This is a genomic window from Alteromonas sp. AMM-1 (assembly GCF_047290655.1).
Classification (GTDB): domain Bacteria; phylum Pseudomonadota; class Gammaproteobacteria; order Enterobacterales; family Alteromonadaceae; genus Alteromonas; species Alteromonas mangrovi.
Genome location: NZ_JBLBUE010000008.1, coordinates 1 through 18,322, shown reverse-complemented (window position 1 = coordinate 18,322; position 18,322 = coordinate 1). Strand labels below are relative to the sequence as shown.

Sequence of the window (18,322 nt, the reverse complement as noted above, 5' to 3'; positions counted from 1 at the left end):
CTGATGCTCCCTCATTCATTTGCAGTGCTGGCCGGAGCTTGTTGCTTGCGTTTGGCTTCCTGAAAGTAGGTTCGCCAGAAATCTGCGGTAGTGGTGTTAATGAGGTTAGATTCCGCGTTCATTAACATCACATAGCCAGCGCGGTACTTGGGAGAAAACGATACATCAGCCCGGTATCCCTTTACCCACCCGCCGTGATAATTCAATGTTTCTCCTGCGTAATCATAAATCCGCCAGCCAAAGCCATAGTGTGCATCGGTTAAGTTATCGCGCCAACCCCGGCGATAGACTTCCCGTGAGGTCTTTACTCTGGGTGTGGTGACATCGGCAATGACATCCTCAGGTACCACGGTTGGGAATTCTACCAGCATGGCTTGTAGCCAGCGTGTCATGTCCTTAATGCTGGCATTTACCCCTGCCGCTGGACTAAATCGGTAATAATTACTTTCTACCTGCCCTTCGCGCCAACGGTTTCTGGCAATCGCAATATGAGGCCTGGCCCACTCTTCAGAGGCCAATAAACCGCCTTTACCTGCACTGGCGGTTTCCATCCCCAATGGATACAGCAACTGCTCGCGAAGCTGCCGATGATAAGAGGTATTATTGCTCGTAAAGTATTCTTCAATCACCCCAAACAAGGCATTTTGATACGTGTAGCATTCGCCTGGTTCACATAATGGTTTCAAACCTGCCAGTTGACCTAATACGCGCTTTAACGGGTAATTGGCTTCAATCAGGTTGTCGTAAGCGTTGGGCATATAACCACTCGACTGCCCGACAATGTGGCCCAGGGTTAAATTGGGGTTCATGGTACCTTGGGATTGCAAGGTCGTGCTGAGCGATACCACCGGCGTGTTCCATTCCAACTGGTGTTGCCTCACCATTTTTGCCATAAGTACAGCAGTAAAGGTTTTGGATACCGAGGCTAAACGAAATACAGTGTCAGGGGTGACCGCATCGCCATTGGCATGGGTTTTACCGTAAACCACAATGACCGGTGCTTTGCCCTGTTGATAGAACACCATGGCGTAGCCGGGTACGTTGTATTTATTGGCTTCTTGCTCTACATGTTCCGCATAATCGGCAAACCACTGGTCATCGGCCAGAATGCGCTGCGAGTGAAGTAAACTGATAGCCGACAACAGTGCAAATAACCAGTTCACGTAACGTGATAAACGAAAAGGCAAACAACACTCCGGAGTTAGTAGCGCACGTACATGCTTGTTATTCTGACAAAAACGTCCATATTATGCGGCGGCGACATAAACTGATCAACTCGTGTGGCGAATATCGTTTACAGTGAGTATTAAGTGACTACCGATTTCATCGCGTCTCAACGAAAAAAAGCCGCTAATATACCCTCAGGTAAATACAACACGGCAACACAATGATCTCTGAAATCCAGCAACAACAATATGCCAGTGCCCGATTGTCGAGGGATCGTCGGTTCGATGGGCAATTTTATGTTGCCGTGTTATCAACCGGAATATTTTGTCGACCAGTTTGTCCTGCACGCCTGCCGGCTGAGCATAATGTACGGTATTTTCACTTTGCGCAACAGGCGCTGGAACAAGGGTTTCGCCCGTGCCTGCGTTGTCGGCCTGACAGCGCTCCTGGCTCGTGTGCCTGGCAGGGCGTAGAGACCACAGCAAAGCGCGCCCTGCAATTGCTTTCCAGTGATTTAGCTGCGCCTGTTACGCAAATTGCAGAGAGACTGGGTGTGTCTGAACGGTATTTGAATCAGCTTACCCATAAAGCGGTGGGCATGCCGCCTAAACGATATCAGTTGCATAGCCGGTTGTTGCAGGCAAAACGATTGCTTCAGCAAACATCACTACCGGTAACTGATGTTGCCATTGCTTGTGGTTTTCAGTCGGCAAGGCGGTTACAGGACACCTTACAACGATGGTGTAAATTAAGTCCCAGTCAGCTTCGCGGCGCACAGCACTCGCAACCAACAAACAAACTATCGTTGTTTTTACCGGTACATATGCCATACAACTGGCCGCAAGTTCGTGCTTTTCTGGCGTTGCGCGCGGTACAGGGAGTTGAGTACGTTGATTTAGGTGGCTATCAACGTCATTGCAAGGATAAATACGGTGTATTGAGTGTAAGTGCTTACTTTAATGAAAGTAAAGGTGGGTTCGACATTCAATTGACTATCTCAAACCCTGCGCAGATACAGCCTGCAATCACTACACTGCGAAGAGTGCTGGATATGGATACAAATCCTGCCGTTATATCGCAATCACTTATTGCAACAGGTTTGCCGGCAGATCAGCTGACACCCGGATTGCGCTTGCCTGGTGCCTGGAGTGTGTATGAAGCCGGTTGCCGGGCTATTATTGGGCAGCAGGTGAGCATTAAAGCGGCAATTACGCAATTGAATACGCTGGTGGCTGCGTTGGGTGATAATCAGGAAGGGCAGGTGTATTTTCCTTCGCCTGAAGCATTAGCCGCGAGCGACCTGGCCATGCTCAGGATGCCAGGGGCCCGAAAACAGGCGCTTCGGGACTTTGCAAGTCTTAACAATTCATACGGGGATGCTATTCCTAGTGACGAGCAAATTCTGGCTATTCGCGGGGTAGGCCTGTGGACATTGCAATATATAAAATTGCGAGGCGACAGTGAGCCTGATCAGTTTCTGTCTGGTGATCTCATTGCCAGGCGGCAGGCAGAAGGGATGGGCTTAGGCACAGAGTTGGCTGCGCCCTGGCGCAGTTACCTCACTATTCAACTCTGGTTACTGGCATCGGTACAACAGGCTAAGAGCGAACAATAAATGCAATATACTCAATATATATCCAGCCCGCTGGGGCCCATTCTGATCCAGGCAAGTGAACAAGGTGTGTCAGCCGTTAAATTTGTTGAGCGCCAGACCGAAGATGACAAACCATCGCCGATCACTCATCGGTGCTATCAGGAGCTCAATGCGTATTTTGCCGGGTCGCTAACCACTTTTACGGTACCGGTAGATGCTCAGGGAACATCGTTTCAGCAACGCGTATGGCAGCAACTGTGCAAAATACCTTTTGGACACTCACAACATTATGGGCAAATTGCCAGTGCGCTTGGCAAGCCTACCGCATCCCGGGCAGTCGGTATGGCCAATGGCAGGAATCCCGTGAGTATTATTGTGCCCTGCCATCGTGTTATTGGTAAAAATGGCACCTTAACTGGATACGCCGGTGGGTTGTCGCGCAAGCAGGCATTGCTGGAACTGGAAGGGATTGCATACCGATGAGTAACCGGGCGTTAGCAGCACTTTTACTACTTGGCGCTATCTGGGGTGCATCTTTTATGTTTATGCGAGTGGCTGCGCCGGAATTCGGTATCTTTACGCTGGTGGAGCTGCGTACGTTGCTCGCCACATTGGTTTTTATGCCTTTTCTGTTAGGTCAGGCCGCTAGAGTCATGTTAGTAACCTACTGGCGGCCGATGGCGGTGTTAGGGCTCATCAACACGGGTGTACCCTTTGTTTTGTTTAACTACGCGAGTTTGCACTTGCAGTCGGGCGTGCTGGCTATACTCAATGCAACTGCGCCTATGTTCGGGGCATTAATCGCCATGTTGTGGCTCAATGACCGAATGACCCGCGCCGGTGTTGTTGGCCTGGCTTTGGGCTTTGTAGGTGTAGTGCTGATCAGCTTTGAAAAGGCCGTGGGGGCCAATTTGAGCGTTGTGCCTATTCTGGCCGTGCTGGGGGCGACTTGCTGTTATGGGATAGGAGCATGTTTGCTTAAAAAAGCACTGTCAGGTGTAAAACCCGTAGTGATTGCCGGCGGCAGTCAGGCCTGGGCATCGCTTTTGCTCTTTCCATTGTTATTACTGGACTTTCCTTCTGTTATGCCTTCTGGGTTGGCCTGGGCGAATGCCCTGGCGTTGGCGTTAGGGGGGACTGGTATAGCCTATCTTCTGTATTTTTATATCATCGCTACGGCAGGTCCAGCCAGAGCTATTATGGTGGGTTATCTGGTGCCACTGTTCGGAATTGTTTGGGGACTTTTATTCCTGGGCGAGCGACTCAGCGTACTTGATTTTTCTGGTGGGGGATTGATATTGCTGGGAATAAGCCTGACATCAGGTGTTGCCCAACGGGGTTACCGCTGGGCAATGGCAAAGTCACAGCGCTGACTATGCGTCGATAAGCTGAACCCGTACTAAATTACGGCCGTCGCGTCGCGCCTGATAAAGCGCATCTTCGGCGTGTGCAGTTACTTCATGCATAGAGCGTTTGGTGGCGGTAAATGACACCCCAAAACTCGCGGTTAATTGCATGTCGGCAAATTCCGCAGGCGGTGGCAAAATAGCAATGCCATGGCGCAATGTTTGCGCAAGGTCATGCGCTTCATGCGGGCCCATATCAGGTAGCAGTATAATGAATTCCTCGCTGCTCCAGCGTCCCAGAATGTCTTTGTCCCGCAGATGGCTGGCAATAAAGCCAGAGACTTTATCGAGTACATCATCGCCAGCATTGCGGCCATACTGATCATTAATTTTCATAAAATCATCAATGTCTACCAAGATAATACTCAAAGATGAGTGTTTGTTGGTTAGCTCACTGTACGACTCTTCAATTTGCGTTCTGTCTGGCAACCTGTGTGTATTGCGAATGATTAGCTCTGGCTGCATGTCCCTACGGAAATAATACAGCAGGTTATAAATGAGTAAGAATAGTGCAAAAATGATAACCAGCAGTGTAACCACACTGAAGATGAATCCCTGGGATATTTCAGCCTGACGTGCATCCAGGGGGCTGAGTAAATACACCGTCCAACCGAACTGTGGTAGGGCAACTTCGGCAATCAGGTGGTCGTTACCGTTAATGGTAATTAGTTGGTTGTTCAGGGCGTTTTCGGCGATAACTTTATCGGGCAGGCTTGCGTACCAGGGTAATTCAGTCAGGTTGGTAAAATCGGCGTTTGCTGCAATTAACGAGGCATCCGAAGACAGCATGATGTCGCCTTGCCCGTCTACAAACAGGAAGTCATAACCGTACTGGCGTTTGTAGGTGTCAAACACGGATACGAAACTTTTCAGGCTTTTGCCAACACCAAAAAAGCCTAAAAATTTGCCTGAATCATCGTAAATTTTAATATCGATGTAGAAATGCGTATCTTCCCATTTGCCTATGTCTGCTATGGCATCGGCTTCGTAGTCCCGGTATTTAAAGTACCAGGATACTTCACCTTCAATCAGGTCAAGCTTGGTTCCATCGGAGTTGTACTGGACTCTTGCTTCTTCTGAGGCAATAAAAAAGGTCAGACCAAATTCTTGTTCCATTCTGTCCAGCGCTGAGAAAATCTCAGCTTCGTCCAACTGGCTTTTTTCCATTAAGGTAACCAGCTCGCGGGATTTTCCGAGCGCTTCCGATACGTGCAACGGCTTGAGGATTTGTGTAACGATGAGCGAGATCGCGGGTGATAATGATTGTTGCTGCGCCCGACTTTGCTCGGCAACGATTTTTGAGATGCTGAAATGTACCAGCGTGACAATCGCGATGACAACCACGGCGAACAACAGCAAAATGCTTCGATGTAATGTCCTGAATGCGTTCACTGGCTTTTAATCTCTCCTTGAAGCTGTGAGGTTATTGCATTGGGGGGATGCTTCCTTGGGCATATCATGTCTATGCCATGCATATAATAACCGCTGAGAACACGTTGTGCCACTGTCGCATATTAATGACGCCCGGACCTCAATCTCTGGACACCCACCTCGTTTATGCTCCTCATTTATGGACACCCACTTTTTTTGGGGACACCCGCCTTTACCGGTTTTTTAGTTCGAACACTTTAAAGGTGGATGTCCAATTTTTCAGTGAGTGTCCATAATCGAGGTGGGTGTCCAGAAATGTTACGGAAGCACTGACTTGCAGTGATGAGTTGGTTACACTATGGCGCATCAATTTTGAAAAGGACTCGATATGGCGTTTTCAGTAGTGGTATTGGCGGCGGGTAAAGGCACAAGAATGAAATCTTCGCTGCCAAAGGTGTTACACCCAATAGGTGGCGTGCCTATGGTTCAACGCATCATCAACACAGTTGAGTCATTGGACGCAACTGCCGTTCATCTGGTTTATGGGCATGGTGCTGACCAATTGAAAGCCAGGGTTGAGGGCAGGCAGGTAAACTGGTGTTTGCAGCAGGAGCAACTGGGAACTGGCCACGCCGTTATGCAGGCTGTTGATTATATTACTGATGACGAAGATGTGATGATTTTGGTTGGTGATGCGCCCTTGATTAAGGCTGAAACCCTTGAGCGATTAATAGCCGCAAAGTCTCAATGTGATTTGGCGCTGCTCACTGTGCATTTGGATGATCCAACAGGCATGGGCCGTATTATCAGAAAAGACGATAACATTGTTGCAATAGTAGAGCATAAAGATGCTACTGAAGCGCAACGTGTGATAACAGAAATTAATACCGGCATGATGGTTATGGGTGGTAAAGACCTGAAGCGTTGGTTGGCAGCTTTAACTAACAACAATGCCCAAGGCGAGTATTATCTTACCGATGTTATCGCCATGGCTGCCGCCGAAGGCAAACGTATCCAGTCGGCACATCCTGACTTACCTGTGGAAGTCGAGGGTGTAAATAACCGGGTGCAATTAGCCCGATTGGAGCGCACCCTGCAAAGTTGGCAGGCTGAAGCATTGATGACGGCGGGCGTTACGCTGGCAGATCCTGCCCGAATTGACGTGCGCGGACAATTAACCACCGGTCAGGATGTCTATGTCGATGTAAATTGCGTATTTACAGGTAATGTTAAGTTGGGTGACAACGTGGTAATTGGCCCTAACTGTGTACTTACCAATTGCGAAGTAGCCTCTGGTGCAGTAATCGAAGCTAATAGCATCATTGAGGACGCCAGCGTTGGCGAAGACTGTACAGTTGGTCCTTTCGCCAGATTGCGCCCAGGGGCAGTAATGGAGCGTAAATCAAAGGTGGGTAATTTTGTTGAAATGAAAAAAGCCACCCTCGGAGAAGGTGCAAAGGCCAATCATTTGACCTACCTGGGAGATGCGATTATTGGCGCCAACAGCAATATTGGCGCCGGTACCATTACCTGCAACTATGACGGTGTAAATAAGTCTAAGACACTAATTGGAGAGAATGCGTTTATTGGTTCCAATTCAGCGCTGGTGGCGCCCGTTGAAATAGGTGCAGGCGCAACGGTGGCGGCCGGCTCTATCATTACATCCAATGTGCCGGAGCATAATCTTGCCGTAGCAAGAAGCAAACAACGCAATATCAGCGGCTGGAAACGTCCTACTAAAAAGGCCTGATTATCCATTCAATCTCTGGACACCCACCTCAGCAACGCGGAAGCAGTTAGCTTATGACAATATCAACGCTTGTGGTGGGTTTTGGCTATGCAGCCAAAACCTTTCACGTACCTTTTCTTACTCAACTTGCTGATTTTGAGATTAATGGGGTGGTGTCATCCGATCCCGCCAAAGTGAACAGTGAGTTACCCGGTTGTGCAGTTTACTCGTCACTTGAGCAAGCATTTAGCTCAGCCAGTTTCGATTTAGTTGTTATTACTACACCAAACCATCTTCACTCACCACAAGCAAAGGCAGCGTTGCAAGCAGGTTGCCATGTATTAGTGGAAAAGCCCTTCACACTAAACAGCAAAGAGGGTGAAGAATTAGTTACGCTGGCGAAACAGGCCGGCAAGCACCTTTGTGTGTTTCACAATCGGCGTTTTGATGGCGATTTTCTTACCATTAAACAGTTAATCGCCGATGATACCGTTGGAGATGTCAAGCGTTTTGAAAGCCGGTTCGACCGTTTCCGACCCAACCTAAGGCAGCGCTGGCGCGAACAGCCGGGCCCTGGCGCAGGTATTTTCTGGGATTTGGGCCCGCATCTGATTGATCAGTGTATTCAATTATGGGGAATGCCCCAGGCTGTAAACGCACACATACTTACTCAACGTCATGGCGGTGAAGCAAACGACGCATTTGAGATAACCTTGTTTTATGGCGCTCACATTGCGTTGCTTGGTTCTACGCCATTTGAGGCTGGCCCTACACTGCGTTTTGCACTGCATGGCAACAAGGGAAGTTACCGAAAGTTTGCGTTGGATCCTCAGGAGGAGCAACTTAAAGCTGGGCTGAGTTTTAACGATCCGCGTTGGGCGAATACGCCAGAAGAGGAGCAAGGTAAGTTACACACGGATACTTCCAGCAAGATAATCCCTACACTGCCGGGGCGGTACATCCAGTTTTATCAACAATTAGCTGATGCTATTCAAGGCGAGTCTCCGTTGCCCGCCGATGCAAAAACGGTCGTACCGGTAATACAACTTATTGAACTGGCAATCGCGTCTTCGCAAAATCAGCGCACTATGCTGGTAGCGTGAACATGACCAACCGATGTCGATGATAGACCTGACTTCTTCGAAAATAAAAGGCTTGGGCGATAGCAATGCAAGAATGCGTGTATTCATTGCAAATCGCCCCGCTTTCAGTTTGCAGCGCCTCGGAAACGGCATTGTACCGCTTACCGCAGGTGACATAGACGCAATTGGTAAAGCTTGTGGCAATGGCTGGCGTAAAGTATTTAATGTGTATGCAAAATTTCTCTTTGCCTTGCCAGACAATCTGCAATTCAAGCAGGGGAACTGTTGGCAACAATTTCGGGACACCCACCTTTTACAGGGTGGGTCGAATACCGCGCTGATGTTCGGTGAGCCAAACAGTTTTGAGGCGGATACACTGAATATTATTACCGGACGAACGTTTGCACAGAGTACAAATGTCGCGCAAAGCCTCTATTGGGTTACGCCAGAGTTTGCTATTAACACATCTTTAAATTTGGTTGTGTGTCCATACTTCGATTATCGACAGCTATCAAATAGCAAGATCTTGTATCTGGTCGATTTGATTCACGCAGAACTGAATGTGCATGCCATTAATAAATAAATCTTGCGAATCGAAATAAATAGCGTAGATTAATCTTTCATTTCGTAAATTGTAAGTTTCTTTTTTGGCAAAGCGAAACACCGACGCAAGAAGACAAAGTATTGTCGAGCATGTTAATCAATACGGACTTACGTCTGTGGAGGCGCTTGCGCAGCTGTTTGAAACCTCATCCGTGACTATTCGCAAAGACTTATCTGTGTTGGATTCAGAAGGCACGATAGTACGTCAGCACGGCGGAGCTGCGCCGTTGCCTGCGTTAGTTAGCAGTAGTCAGCGCACTTTTCTCTCACCAGTAAAAGCCGCTATAGGCCGATTGGCCGCAAGTCTTATTCAAAATAATCAACGGATTATCATAGATAGTGGTAGTACAACGGCAACCATGGTAGAGCACTTGCAAACGCAGCAGAATATAGTGGTTATGACCAATGCACTTTCTGTGGCGAATCAATTAGTCGCTTTTAAGAACGAGCCAACCGTTATTATGACGGGTGGGACCTGGGATCCCCGGTCCCAGTCATTTCAGGGCAAGATGGCGGGTAATATGGTGCAGGCCTATAACTTTGATTTGGCATTTGTAGGCGCCGCAGGTCTTGATATAGAGCGCGGTACCACAACTTACAACGAAATGACCCAACTTAGCCAGGCGATGGCAAATGCAGCAACAAAGGTGATTGTTGTGGCAGAATCAGCTAAGTTAAGAAACAAAATGCCGAATGTAGAATTAACCTGGCAGCAAGTGGCTGTTTTGGTAACCGATACCGGTCTTGCTGACGATGCAGCAAGACAATTAGCAGATTATGGTGTGACAGTGTTAACCGCGTCACCTGATGGAGAATAGATATGTGCGGGATTGTGGGGGCAGTAGCCGAACGTAATGTGGTTGAGATCTTGCTTGAAGGGCTTAAGCGTCTTGAGTACCGTGGATATGATTCAGCCGGTGTTGCTTTATTGCAGTCAGACGGTGCTCTAACCCGGATCCGCCGCACGGGCAAGGTGCAAGAGTTGGTTGATGCAATTGGAGGCCAGGAGGCGTTAGGCTCTACAGGTATTGCACATACTCGCTGGGCTACTCACGGCGGAGTAACAGAGGCCAACGCCCACCCTCATGTATCTGAAGAGCGCATTGCTGTAGTGCATAATGGCATCATAGAAAACTACCAGACGTTAAGGGAAAGTCTGTCTGCAAAAGGCTATCGGTTCAGCAGTGATACCGATACTGAGACTATTGCCCATACTGTTCACGACGCGTTAAAAACGGCAGATTCGTTGTTAGCGGCTGTGCAACAGTCTGTACCTCAATTTCACGGAGCCTATGGCACCGTAATTATGGATAAGCAAGATCCATCGCGCGTAGTAGTAGCACGTTCTGGTAGTCCTTTGGTAATTGGATTGGGTTTGGGCGAAAACTTCATCGCGTCTGACCAAATGGCATTGTTGCCGGTTACCCGTCGTTTCATTTTCCTTGAAGAAGGCGATGTTGCTGAAATAACCCGCCGTAGCGTGTCAATATTCGACAAGCAGGGAAATCCGGTCGAGCGAGAAGTGATTGAGTCGAATATCGAACACGACGCAGGTGACAAAGGCGGATATCGCCACTACATGTTAAAAGAGATCCATGAGCAACCTACCGTTGTGCGTAATGCTTTGCAGCATCGCCTTGATGAAAAAGGACTGGTTGCCGACGTGTTTGGTAACGGTGCTGAAGCACTGTTTGAAAAAGTAAAACACGTACAGATTGTAGCCTGTGGTACCAGTTATCACTCGGGTATGACCGCCAGATACTGGCTTGAGCAATATGCCAATGTGTCGTGTAATGTTGAGATAGCATCCGAGTTTCGCTACCGAAAGTCAGTGGTGCATGAAAATAGTCTGTTAGTGACGATTTCTCAGTCGGGAGAAACGGCAGATACATTAGCGGCATTGCGTTTGGCAAAAGAGTTGGGCTATATGGCCAGTCTGACTATTTGTAACGTGCCAGGTTCATCATTGGTGCGTGAGTCTGACCTGTCTTTTATGACCCGCGCTGGCGCTGAGATTGGTGTGGCATCTACCAAAGCGTTTACAACACAGTTAACTGCATTTCTTATGCTTACACTGGCATTGGGTAAATACAATGGCATGTCTGCAAAAGACGAAAATGCTATTGTTAAAGCCTTGCATAGTTTACCGGCAAAACTGGAAGAGACACTCACTATTACCCAAGGGATTGAGGATTTGGCTGAGGAGTTTGCTGATAAACACCACTCCCTGTTCCTAGGCCGGGGGGATCAGTACCCGATAGCTATGGAAGGGGCCTTAAAGCTCAAAGAGATATCTTATATTCACGCAGAGGCGTATGCGTCGGGTGAACTCAAGCACGGCCCGTTGGCATTAATTGACGAAGAAATGCCGGTTATCGTGGTTGCGCCTAACAATGAATTGCTGGAAAAATTAAAGTCAAACGTGGAAGAAGTGCGCGCCAGAGGCGGTATCATGTATGTATTTGCAGATAAAGATACCGCTTTTGCCAGTGACGATACTATGCGTGTGATTAATGTGCCGCATTGCGATGCGCCAATTGCTCCCATTATCTATACAATCCCGCTGCAATTGTTGTCTTACTACGTAGCGTTAATTAAAGGCACCGACGTAGATCAGCCGCGAAACCTTGCTAAATCAGTTACCGTAGAATAAAAACACGTCCTTAAGCATGCCAGTTGTAGATTGACAAAAAACTATCATACTTACAAAAAAGTATCATACTAAACAAAAAAGTATCATACTTAATATGATCCGAGCTATGCTTTGACTTAATAGCCTTGCTCGGATTATCAATATGAGTATGAAAGCCGCTTTCTTAAGCCCCTACCCGAAAGAAATTAAGAGTCTTCTTCAGCCTGCAATTCTGAGACGCTTACAAAAAGAAAAACGTGGCCAAGGTTACGGAAAAGATTATCAGCCCTTTTTAACTGTACGAGATGTTCCGAGCAAGGGAAGGGTACATCGCCGTCCAGCTCTTACTCATAACCGTATCGTCCATCTACTTTCAGACCTTGAGCTTGCAGCATTTTTACTTTTTGATTGGAATGACGCTGTGGTCGATATACGTGAGCAGTTCCCTCTTAACCCTGAAGCCACAATTGATATTGCAAAAAGGTTAGGAATCAAACATCCCGTATACAAAGGGATACTTCAGGTTATGACTACTGATTTTTTAATTGATATGGAAATTGATGGGGTTCTAGTTAGCCATGCTGTTTCAGTAAAGTATGCTGAAGATCTAGAGGATGCGCGCACACTAGAAAAGCAGGAGATTGAGCGTCGCTTTTGGGAGAATGAAAAAGTAGCTTGGTACGCATTTACAGAACACGATGTGCCAGTTACGTCGGTAAAAAATATCCGCTGGCTAGCGTCTCACATGCACAGTTATGACCTTGAAGTTTCCGAAAGAATGGGCATTTTCGAACGAATCGCCAAAGCGCTTGATGGCAATTCAGAGGAAAAATTGCCAGTACCATTACGAGAGCTGGATGACAACTATGCTCAGGTGCCCGGCGCTCACCTCCAATACTTCAGGCATTTAGCCGCACAACAGGCTTTTCTTTGGGATATTCACGGAACACTGCACACCAAGCTAAAAGCAAAGGATATAGAACTGTCAGAGTACTGGTTAAATCAGGAGGCAAATTATGTTCATGCCAAATGATGTTTATCAGTGGGATACCCAGAGAATCAGGATACTCTGGAGTAATCCGCAAGTAATTTATTGGATAAATATAGATGACGAAAGAGCCCTACCACAAGTAACACTGAAATCACAATTTGAACACTTGTTGGCTAGAGCCGATCTTAAAGTAATCAATGACCCTTACGTAAATATCAGCATGAGCGCGCCTAAGGCAGGTTCGAAATCTGAGGAAGTGCAACAAAAAGCATGGATTGCTATCAAGGATATGGTCAAGTCGGAGCCCGGTATTTATGAGAGGAAAGCCCGTGGCTTGCTGATGTGTAAGATCATGGAAGAGAACAAAGTTACCAAACAAACTTTGTATCGTTGGCTGCGAAAATATTGGCAATTTGGTATGTGTGCAAATTCATTGAGTGGACGTTATGATTTGTGTGGGGGACGAGGAAAACCGAAAACATTTAAAGGTAAGAGAAACGGACCCATTCGCACACGTAATCAGGGTGAAGGTGTCCCGATCACCGATCAAGTCAAATCTCTTTTCAGGGTGGTCATCCAAAAAAGTTATCTCAACGAAAATAAATATGACTTCGATTATGCGTACAACCAATTATTGATCGCTTATGGGGTTAAAATTCCAGCATCGCCGGAGGACTTAATCAATGTGCCGACTGAGCGTCAATTTAAATATTTTTTTCAGAAAGAATATACATCTATCGAAGTGACCAAGAAGCGTGAAGGTGAAATTAATTACCTGAAAGATTTCAGTCCCAGTATTGGTACCTCGACAGCCGAAGTGCCAGGCCCTGGCTACCTTTATCAAATTGATGCCACCATTGCTAATTTATACCTTGTGTCAGAGCAGGACCGCGCAGAAATAGTTGGCCGACCTACTATGTATTTTGTTGTCGATGTATTCAGTCGAGCGATTGTTGGTATGTACATAGGCTTGGAAAATGCTTCCTGGGTCAGTGCAATGGAGGCGCTTGGAAATGCTATGGCAAATAAAGTCGATTATTGTGCAGAGCATGGCATTGATATCACACCTGACCTGTGGCCAATGCAGGGTTTGCCAGAACATATAATTGGCGACAAAGGTGAAATGCTTGGTCGACATGTCGAAGTACTCAGTAAAGCTTTTCACGTCGAGATTCAAAATACGCCTGCATACCGAGCTGACTGGAAAGGAATTGTAGAACGCTATTTCCGAACTGTTCAGACTAAAATGAAACCGTTTGTTGAAGGTTATGTAACCAAAAATCCAATTGGCAAGAAACGGCATGGCAATGATTATCGGCAAGATGGAATACTTACTCTAAAAGAGTTCACGAAAATGATGATTAAGATAGTGCTTCACTATAATAATGATCATGTTATTAGAACTTACGATATTGACTCTGATATTCCGAAACAGTTCCCAGCGAATCCTCTGTCCCTCTGGAACTGGGGTATTGAATATCGTACAGGCATGTTAAGAAGACCTGCTCCTCAACTGGTAAAGGTGAACCTGCTGCCTCACACAAATGCAACTGTAACTGAACACGGTCTGAAGCTTTTTGGCTGTTATTACAGCTGTAAACAAGCCCTAGAATGGGGTTGGTTTGAAGAAAATTACAGAGGAGCCAGAACGGTTACCGTTGCTTATGACTTATACAGTACGAATACAATTTATCTTCGCCCCACTGACTCGTATGCTGAATTTATACCTGCAAACTTAACGTCCCGAAGTCGCGCTTACGCCAATATAACGATATGGGAGCTATGGGTTATTCAGGACATTCGATTGGACGTAGCTGCCACATCAAAACTTAAGAAACGATCGGGCTCGGTTAATTTGGCTAGTGAACTTCAGCAAATCAAAGACGAATCCAAGCAGAATCAACCAAATTATACGAAAACAGAGAAAGCGAAAAGAGCGAAAGGGATTGCGGACAATAAACGTAAAGAAAGGCAGTTTGAACGAAGCAATAGAACAGCAGAACGGAATGAGCCTTTTGAAAGGACATCGGCGACTGTAACACCGATTCATGGTGCAAATGCTGGGCAAAAGAGCTTTAAACTTCCGACTCGGTTGAAGGATCTATTGAAAGAAGGGGACTCAGATGACTAATACAAAAACAACTAGGTTCCCTGAAGCAGAATACAAAAAAACAGGTTTGCCTGAGTACGATGAAAACCCGCTGATCGCGGCTCTTCCGGCAATAATGAGCCCCATTCAAGTGGCAAAGTCCTTGAGGAAGAGACCCCACTTTCAACCTGAAGAAATCAATTTACCATGCCACATTCGAACTCATGCAATAAACCGCTTAACGCGAGATTTTTTTGTTCCCCAAACCAACCACATCATTATCGAGCAGAAGCTGTCGAAACTGATCAGATGCAGCTACCTCAATAGGAACCCAAAAACCGCAACATTCAAGCGAAAGCTAAATTCAATTCGTGGCTTGATTCAGAACGAAAATCTAACCACCTATATGCATGATGATGTGGACTCTCCAGCTTCATCTATGACGATTGCAGGAATATCCGGAGCGGGGAAATCAACCACGACAAACCTTGTACTGAACACTTATCCGCGCGTGATATATCATCCAGACCTTCATATGCTCCAGGTGCCCTGGCTTAAAGTTGATTGCCCATACGATGGTTCACTTTCCGACTTCTGCTTAAGTTTTTTTATCGCACTAGACCGTCGTCTTAATCTCGATTATCGAAGCACTTATGCATCCGGCAGACCAACAATAGCAAAAATGATGGCAGATGTTGCTGATCTTTGTCTGATACACGCCATTGGTTTAATTGTCATCGATGAGTTTCAGCATATGAGTCTCGCGAAAAGCGGCGGTGAAAAGAAAATGATCAACTTTTTGGTAACGCTAGTAAATGTCGTAGAAGTCTCTGTTGTACTGATTGGTACGCCCAAAGCTTTGCGACTATTTGCGAGCGAGTTCCGGCAGGCAAGGCGTGCAAGCGGAGACGGAAGTCTGGTCTGGGATCGATTACCTAGAGATGAAAGCTGGGAAGATTTTCTTGAAGAGCTATGGCCTTACCAGTGGCTTAGCAATAAGGTTGAGAGAAATGAGACGCTGACAAATAAACTGTACGAGTTAACGCAAGGCGTGCCTGACATTGTTGTGAAACTCTTTTGTCTTGCCCAGGCTCGCGCCGTATTATTAGCATCCACTCAAGAAGACGAAATTTTATCTCCCGAACTCTTGGAGCAAGTGTTTGAAGATGAGTTTTCAATCGTTAAACCTTTGCTTGATGCATTGCGGACAGGCAACAGGAAGAAACTTGAAGATTGCAATGATCTCATTTTTCCAAAATTTGAAAGTAGCATGATAAATGCGATGGATAAGCTAGTATCACAGCCTCTAGGAAAACCTAAAACGATCGAATTGGGAGAGTCTGATGAGACGAATATTGCTAATTCAGCGATACAAACGATCGTCTCAATGGGCATTTCCGAAGACATTGCAATGCCTCTCGTTACAGATGCTTTAACGAGGAGTCCAGATCTTACCTTGATTCAGATTATACAATTGGCGACAACCGCGCTTACACAAAGGGGCGAAGAAAAGGCAAAAAATTCAAAGGATGACTCCAAGCCAGCCTATACAAAACGAGACAGTTGGGGCCAACTATCTGAGCAAGACCTCAGGAAGATTTATGCGGATAAATCAGGATCTATGTATGCGGTGATGAAGGAGAAATGTCTTATTTACCCTGTCCAAAAATTACTGGCTGGATAACATGCTTGGCTACTTCCCTGTTCCTTATCAGGACGAATTGCTGTACAGCATGGTTGCTAGGTATGCGCAACATACTGGCTTAGCTGGTAATCAAAAAGCTATTGTTCGGGAAGTATTTTCCTCTTCTACCGCTGTCGCTGTCCCAGATTTACCAAGCCACTTGAATTCTCTGGTTAATAACATTCAATTTGTGTGGCCGACAACCGTGATGGAGCTTATTAACTCATTCACTTTGGCGCCAATTTATTTGCCTTTTCTCTCTCAGCAACAAGCTATGAAAACGATTCTTTCCATGCGCTCAGATTCAGGAGGTGACATTCATACTCGATCTGGTATTGCCGCAAGTGCAGTAAAACAACAGGAATATTTTCGCTATTGCCCTCAATGCTTGAGAGAGCAGTTAGGGATTTTCGGTGAGTGTTATTGGCAGCGAATCCACCAGTTGCCTGCCTTGGTATTTTGCGGGAAGCATTCATGCTTTCTGGAATACTCAACGATATCTTTCCATCCAAAAAAGAAACATCTTTTTATTGTGGCGAACGAGAGTAAATTGAATGCGGATATCAGACAAGTAGAGTTGAAAGGTTTCGAAAGGGCACTGCATGACCGGTACGAGCAATTACTTAAAGCTTCTCAATCTGAAGGTCTTGGCTTTAATCGCTGGACATTGTTTTACAGAAATTTAGCAGTTGAACTTGGTCTAATGAAGAAGACCCGGATCTGCCACCAGGAAATACATAGGCTACTTAAGAGAACATGGGCTGGAACAACATTTGAAAATCAATTCAACTATTCAGAAAACAACTACTGGCTGACTAACTTGTTTCGAAAACATCGTAAGTCATTTCACCCTTTGCGCCATTTACTTGTTGTCACTGCACTGGTTCCCGAATTGTCTGTCACTAAGTTATTGGAAAAAGTTCGCAGTCTTCCGGATAGAATTTTGGTGCCCAGCTATTCTAGTAAAAAAGTGACAGTGCGGGACGACGTTGCAGAATACAGATCGAGTTGGGTACGCATGTTGAGGCGGCACCCAAGCGCAGGCGTTAAAGAGCTTCGAAGTATCGAAAGTGGCGGTGCTATCTATTCTTGGTTGTATCGCAACGACAAGAGCTGGCTGATGTCTAATCGGCCAAAACGAAAAGTAAATTCGCAAAGCCACTACGCCGTCAACTACCGTGATTGGGATGCAAAAAACGTTACGCATCTTGAATCAGTATATGAGGTCATGGCTAACGTGCGTAATAGACCGCGTTTGACAAGAACTCGAATCATTAAGGAACTGCCCCGGTCAAATTCAGTTGAGAAACATTTGTCTGATCTACCAGCGACGAGCCAATGGCTCACTGACCATGAAGAATCGGTAGAAGACTTTCAACTCCGCAGATTGAGGATTGCTTATGAACAAATTAAATCTAATAATCATGAGGTTAAGCGATGGCGTTTGCTCAGAGTTGCTAACATTCGTGAAGAGTTGGTAACCCCAAAGATTGAAACTGAAATAGCAGCACTAGAACAAAGGAACGGATAGCCAGATCTATGTCAGAGGTCGATGAAATTGGAATTCGTGGAATCCCCAAAGAATCTAAGTTGCTCTTACTGGGTGATTGGTACCAGAAACCTGGGAAAGAATGGAGAGTTGTTTGTTATTTCCATAATAAAGACACGGGTAACATCAGAAGATCCTTACCTATTGACCTACTTCCCGCTTTAACTCCAGGGACCGTTTTTCCAAGAACATCAACAGAAAACAAGGCCCAGGGTTGGACGGAAACAGTTATGTTGCCAACTCAGGAACGTTGGCAAAAGGCTACTTTCAAAGACTTACCAGGCACTTTAAAACGTGCTCATGGTCTTTCAGGTCAATTCGACAATTGCGTTCTGTACAGAATCTCAACTGACGAAAAGGTATATTGGTTACCACTAGCAGAAGTCGCACGTATGCTTTTCTTTCATTCTTCAGAAGTGGTGCGC

Annotated in this window: 15 protein-coding genes; 13 read left to right on the top strand and 2 right to left on the bottom strand. The window is 46.3% G+C overall.

Features of this window, described 5'->3' with window-relative positions; translation table 11 throughout:
- Positions 1-11: 11 nt before the first annotated feature.
- On the bottom strand, positions 12-1,187 hold the full coding sequence (locus ACLR2L_RS03160) for a serine hydrolase domain-containing protein (protein WP_413365618.1): 1,176 nt from the start codon (positions 1,185-1,187) through the stop codon (positions 12-14).
- Positions 1,188-1,387: 200 nt separating this feature from the next.
- Between ACLR2L_RS03160 and ACLR2L_RS03155 the strand changes: the two genes are divergently transcribed.
- Genes ACLR2L_RS03155 through ACLR2L_RS03145 form a run of 3 tightly spaced genes read left to right on the top strand, consistent with a single transcriptional unit; the run spans position 1,388 to position 4,134 of the window.
- Positions 1,388-2,782: a DNA-3-methyladenine glycosylase 2 family protein gene (locus ACLR2L_RS03155; protein WP_413365616.1), complete on the top strand. Its 1,395-nt coding sequence runs from the start codon at positions 1,388-1,390 to the stop codon at positions 2,780-2,782.
- The gene (locus tag ACLR2L_RS03150; RefSeq protein WP_413365614.1) at positions 2,783-3,244 is read left to right on the top strand and encodes a methylated-DNA--[protein]-cysteine S-methyltransferase; all 462 of its coding nucleotides are present in this window, start codon (positions 2,783-2,785) and stop codon (positions 3,242-3,244) included.
- On the top strand, positions 3,241-4,134 hold the full coding sequence (locus ACLR2L_RS03145) for a DMT family transporter (RefSeq protein ID WP_413365612.1): 894 nt from the start codon (positions 3,241-3,243) through the stop codon (positions 4,132-4,134). Before ACLR2L_RS03150 ends, ACLR2L_RS03145 begins: the two co-directional genes overlap by 4 nt.
- Here ACLR2L_RS03145 and ACLR2L_RS03140 read toward each other — a convergent pair whose 3' ends face one another.
- Positions 4,135-5,559: a diguanylate cyclase domain-containing protein gene (locus ACLR2L_RS03140; RefSeq protein WP_413365610.1), complete on the bottom strand. Its 1,425-nt coding sequence runs from the start codon at positions 5,557-5,559 to the stop codon at positions 4,135-4,137.
- A gap of 367 nt (positions 5,560-5,926) precedes the next feature.
- Between ACLR2L_RS03140 and glmU the strand changes: the two genes are divergently transcribed.
- From glmU to ACLR2L_RS03090, 10 genes are all read left to right on the top strand, one after another.
- Positions 5,927-7,288 carry a bifunctional UDP-N-acetylglucosamine diphosphorylase/glucosamine-1-phosphate N-acetyltransferase GlmU gene (gene glmU, locus ACLR2L_RS03135; protein WP_413365608.1) on the top strand — a complete coding sequence of 454 codons (1,362 nt, stop codon included), beginning with the start codon at positions 5,927-5,929 and terminating at the stop codon, positions 7,286-7,288.
- Between the two features lie 53 nt (positions 7,289-7,341).
- Positions 7,342-8,370, top strand: a complete 1,029-nt coding sequence (locus tag ACLR2L_RS03130) for an oxidoreductase (protein ID WP_413365606.1) — start codon at positions 7,342-7,344, stop codon at positions 8,368-8,370.
- Between the two features lie 13 nt (positions 8,371-8,383).
- A complete protein-coding gene (locus tag ACLR2L_RS03125) occupies positions 8,384-8,932 on the top strand; it encodes a DUF6942 family protein (protein WP_413365604.1) in 549 nt (182 codons plus the stop codon).
- Positions 8,933-8,996: 64 nt separating this feature from the next.
- Positions 8,997-9,770, top strand: a complete 774-nt coding sequence (locus ACLR2L_RS03120; protein WP_140957725.1) for a DeoR/GlpR family DNA-binding transcription regulator — start codon at positions 8,997-8,999, stop codon at positions 9,768-9,770.
- Positions 9,771-9,772: 2 nt separating this feature from the next.
- Positions 9,773-11,605 carry a glutamine--fructose-6-phosphate transaminase (isomerizing) gene (glmS, locus tag ACLR2L_RS03115; RefSeq protein WP_413365602.1) on the top strand — a complete coding sequence of 611 codons (1,833 nt, stop codon included), beginning with the start codon at positions 9,773-9,775 and terminating at the stop codon, positions 11,603-11,605.
- A 142-nt stretch (positions 11,606-11,747) separates the two neighbouring features.
- Positions 11,748-12,617, top strand: coding sequence for a TnsA endonuclease N-terminal domain-containing protein (locus ACLR2L_RS03110; protein WP_413365600.1), 870 nt, complete (start codon positions 11,748-11,750; stop codon positions 12,615-12,617).
- A complete protein-coding gene (locus tag ACLR2L_RS03105; protein WP_413365598.1) occupies positions 12,601-14,706 on the top strand; it encodes a Mu transposase C-terminal domain-containing protein in 2,106 nt (701 codons plus the stop codon). The genes ACLR2L_RS03110 and ACLR2L_RS03105 overlap by 17 nt, the downstream gene beginning before the upstream one ends.
- Positions 14,699-16,348: an ATP-binding protein gene (locus ACLR2L_RS03100; protein ID WP_413365596.1), complete on the top strand. Its 1,650-nt coding sequence runs from the start codon at positions 14,699-14,701 to the stop codon at positions 16,346-16,348. The genes ACLR2L_RS03105 and ACLR2L_RS03100 overlap by 8 nt, the downstream gene beginning before the upstream one ends.
- Position 16,349: 1 nt before the next feature.
- Positions 16,350-17,879, top strand: a complete 1,530-nt coding sequence (locus tag ACLR2L_RS03095; protein ID WP_413365594.1) for a TnsD family Tn7-like transposition protein — start codon at positions 16,350-16,352, stop codon at positions 17,877-17,879.
- An 8-nt stretch (positions 17,880-17,887) separates the two neighbouring features.
- Positions 17,888-18,322, top strand: a 435-nt coding sequence (locus ACLR2L_RS03090; RefSeq protein ID WP_413365592.1) for a hypothetical protein, incomplete at its 3' end; no start/stop codon positions are given.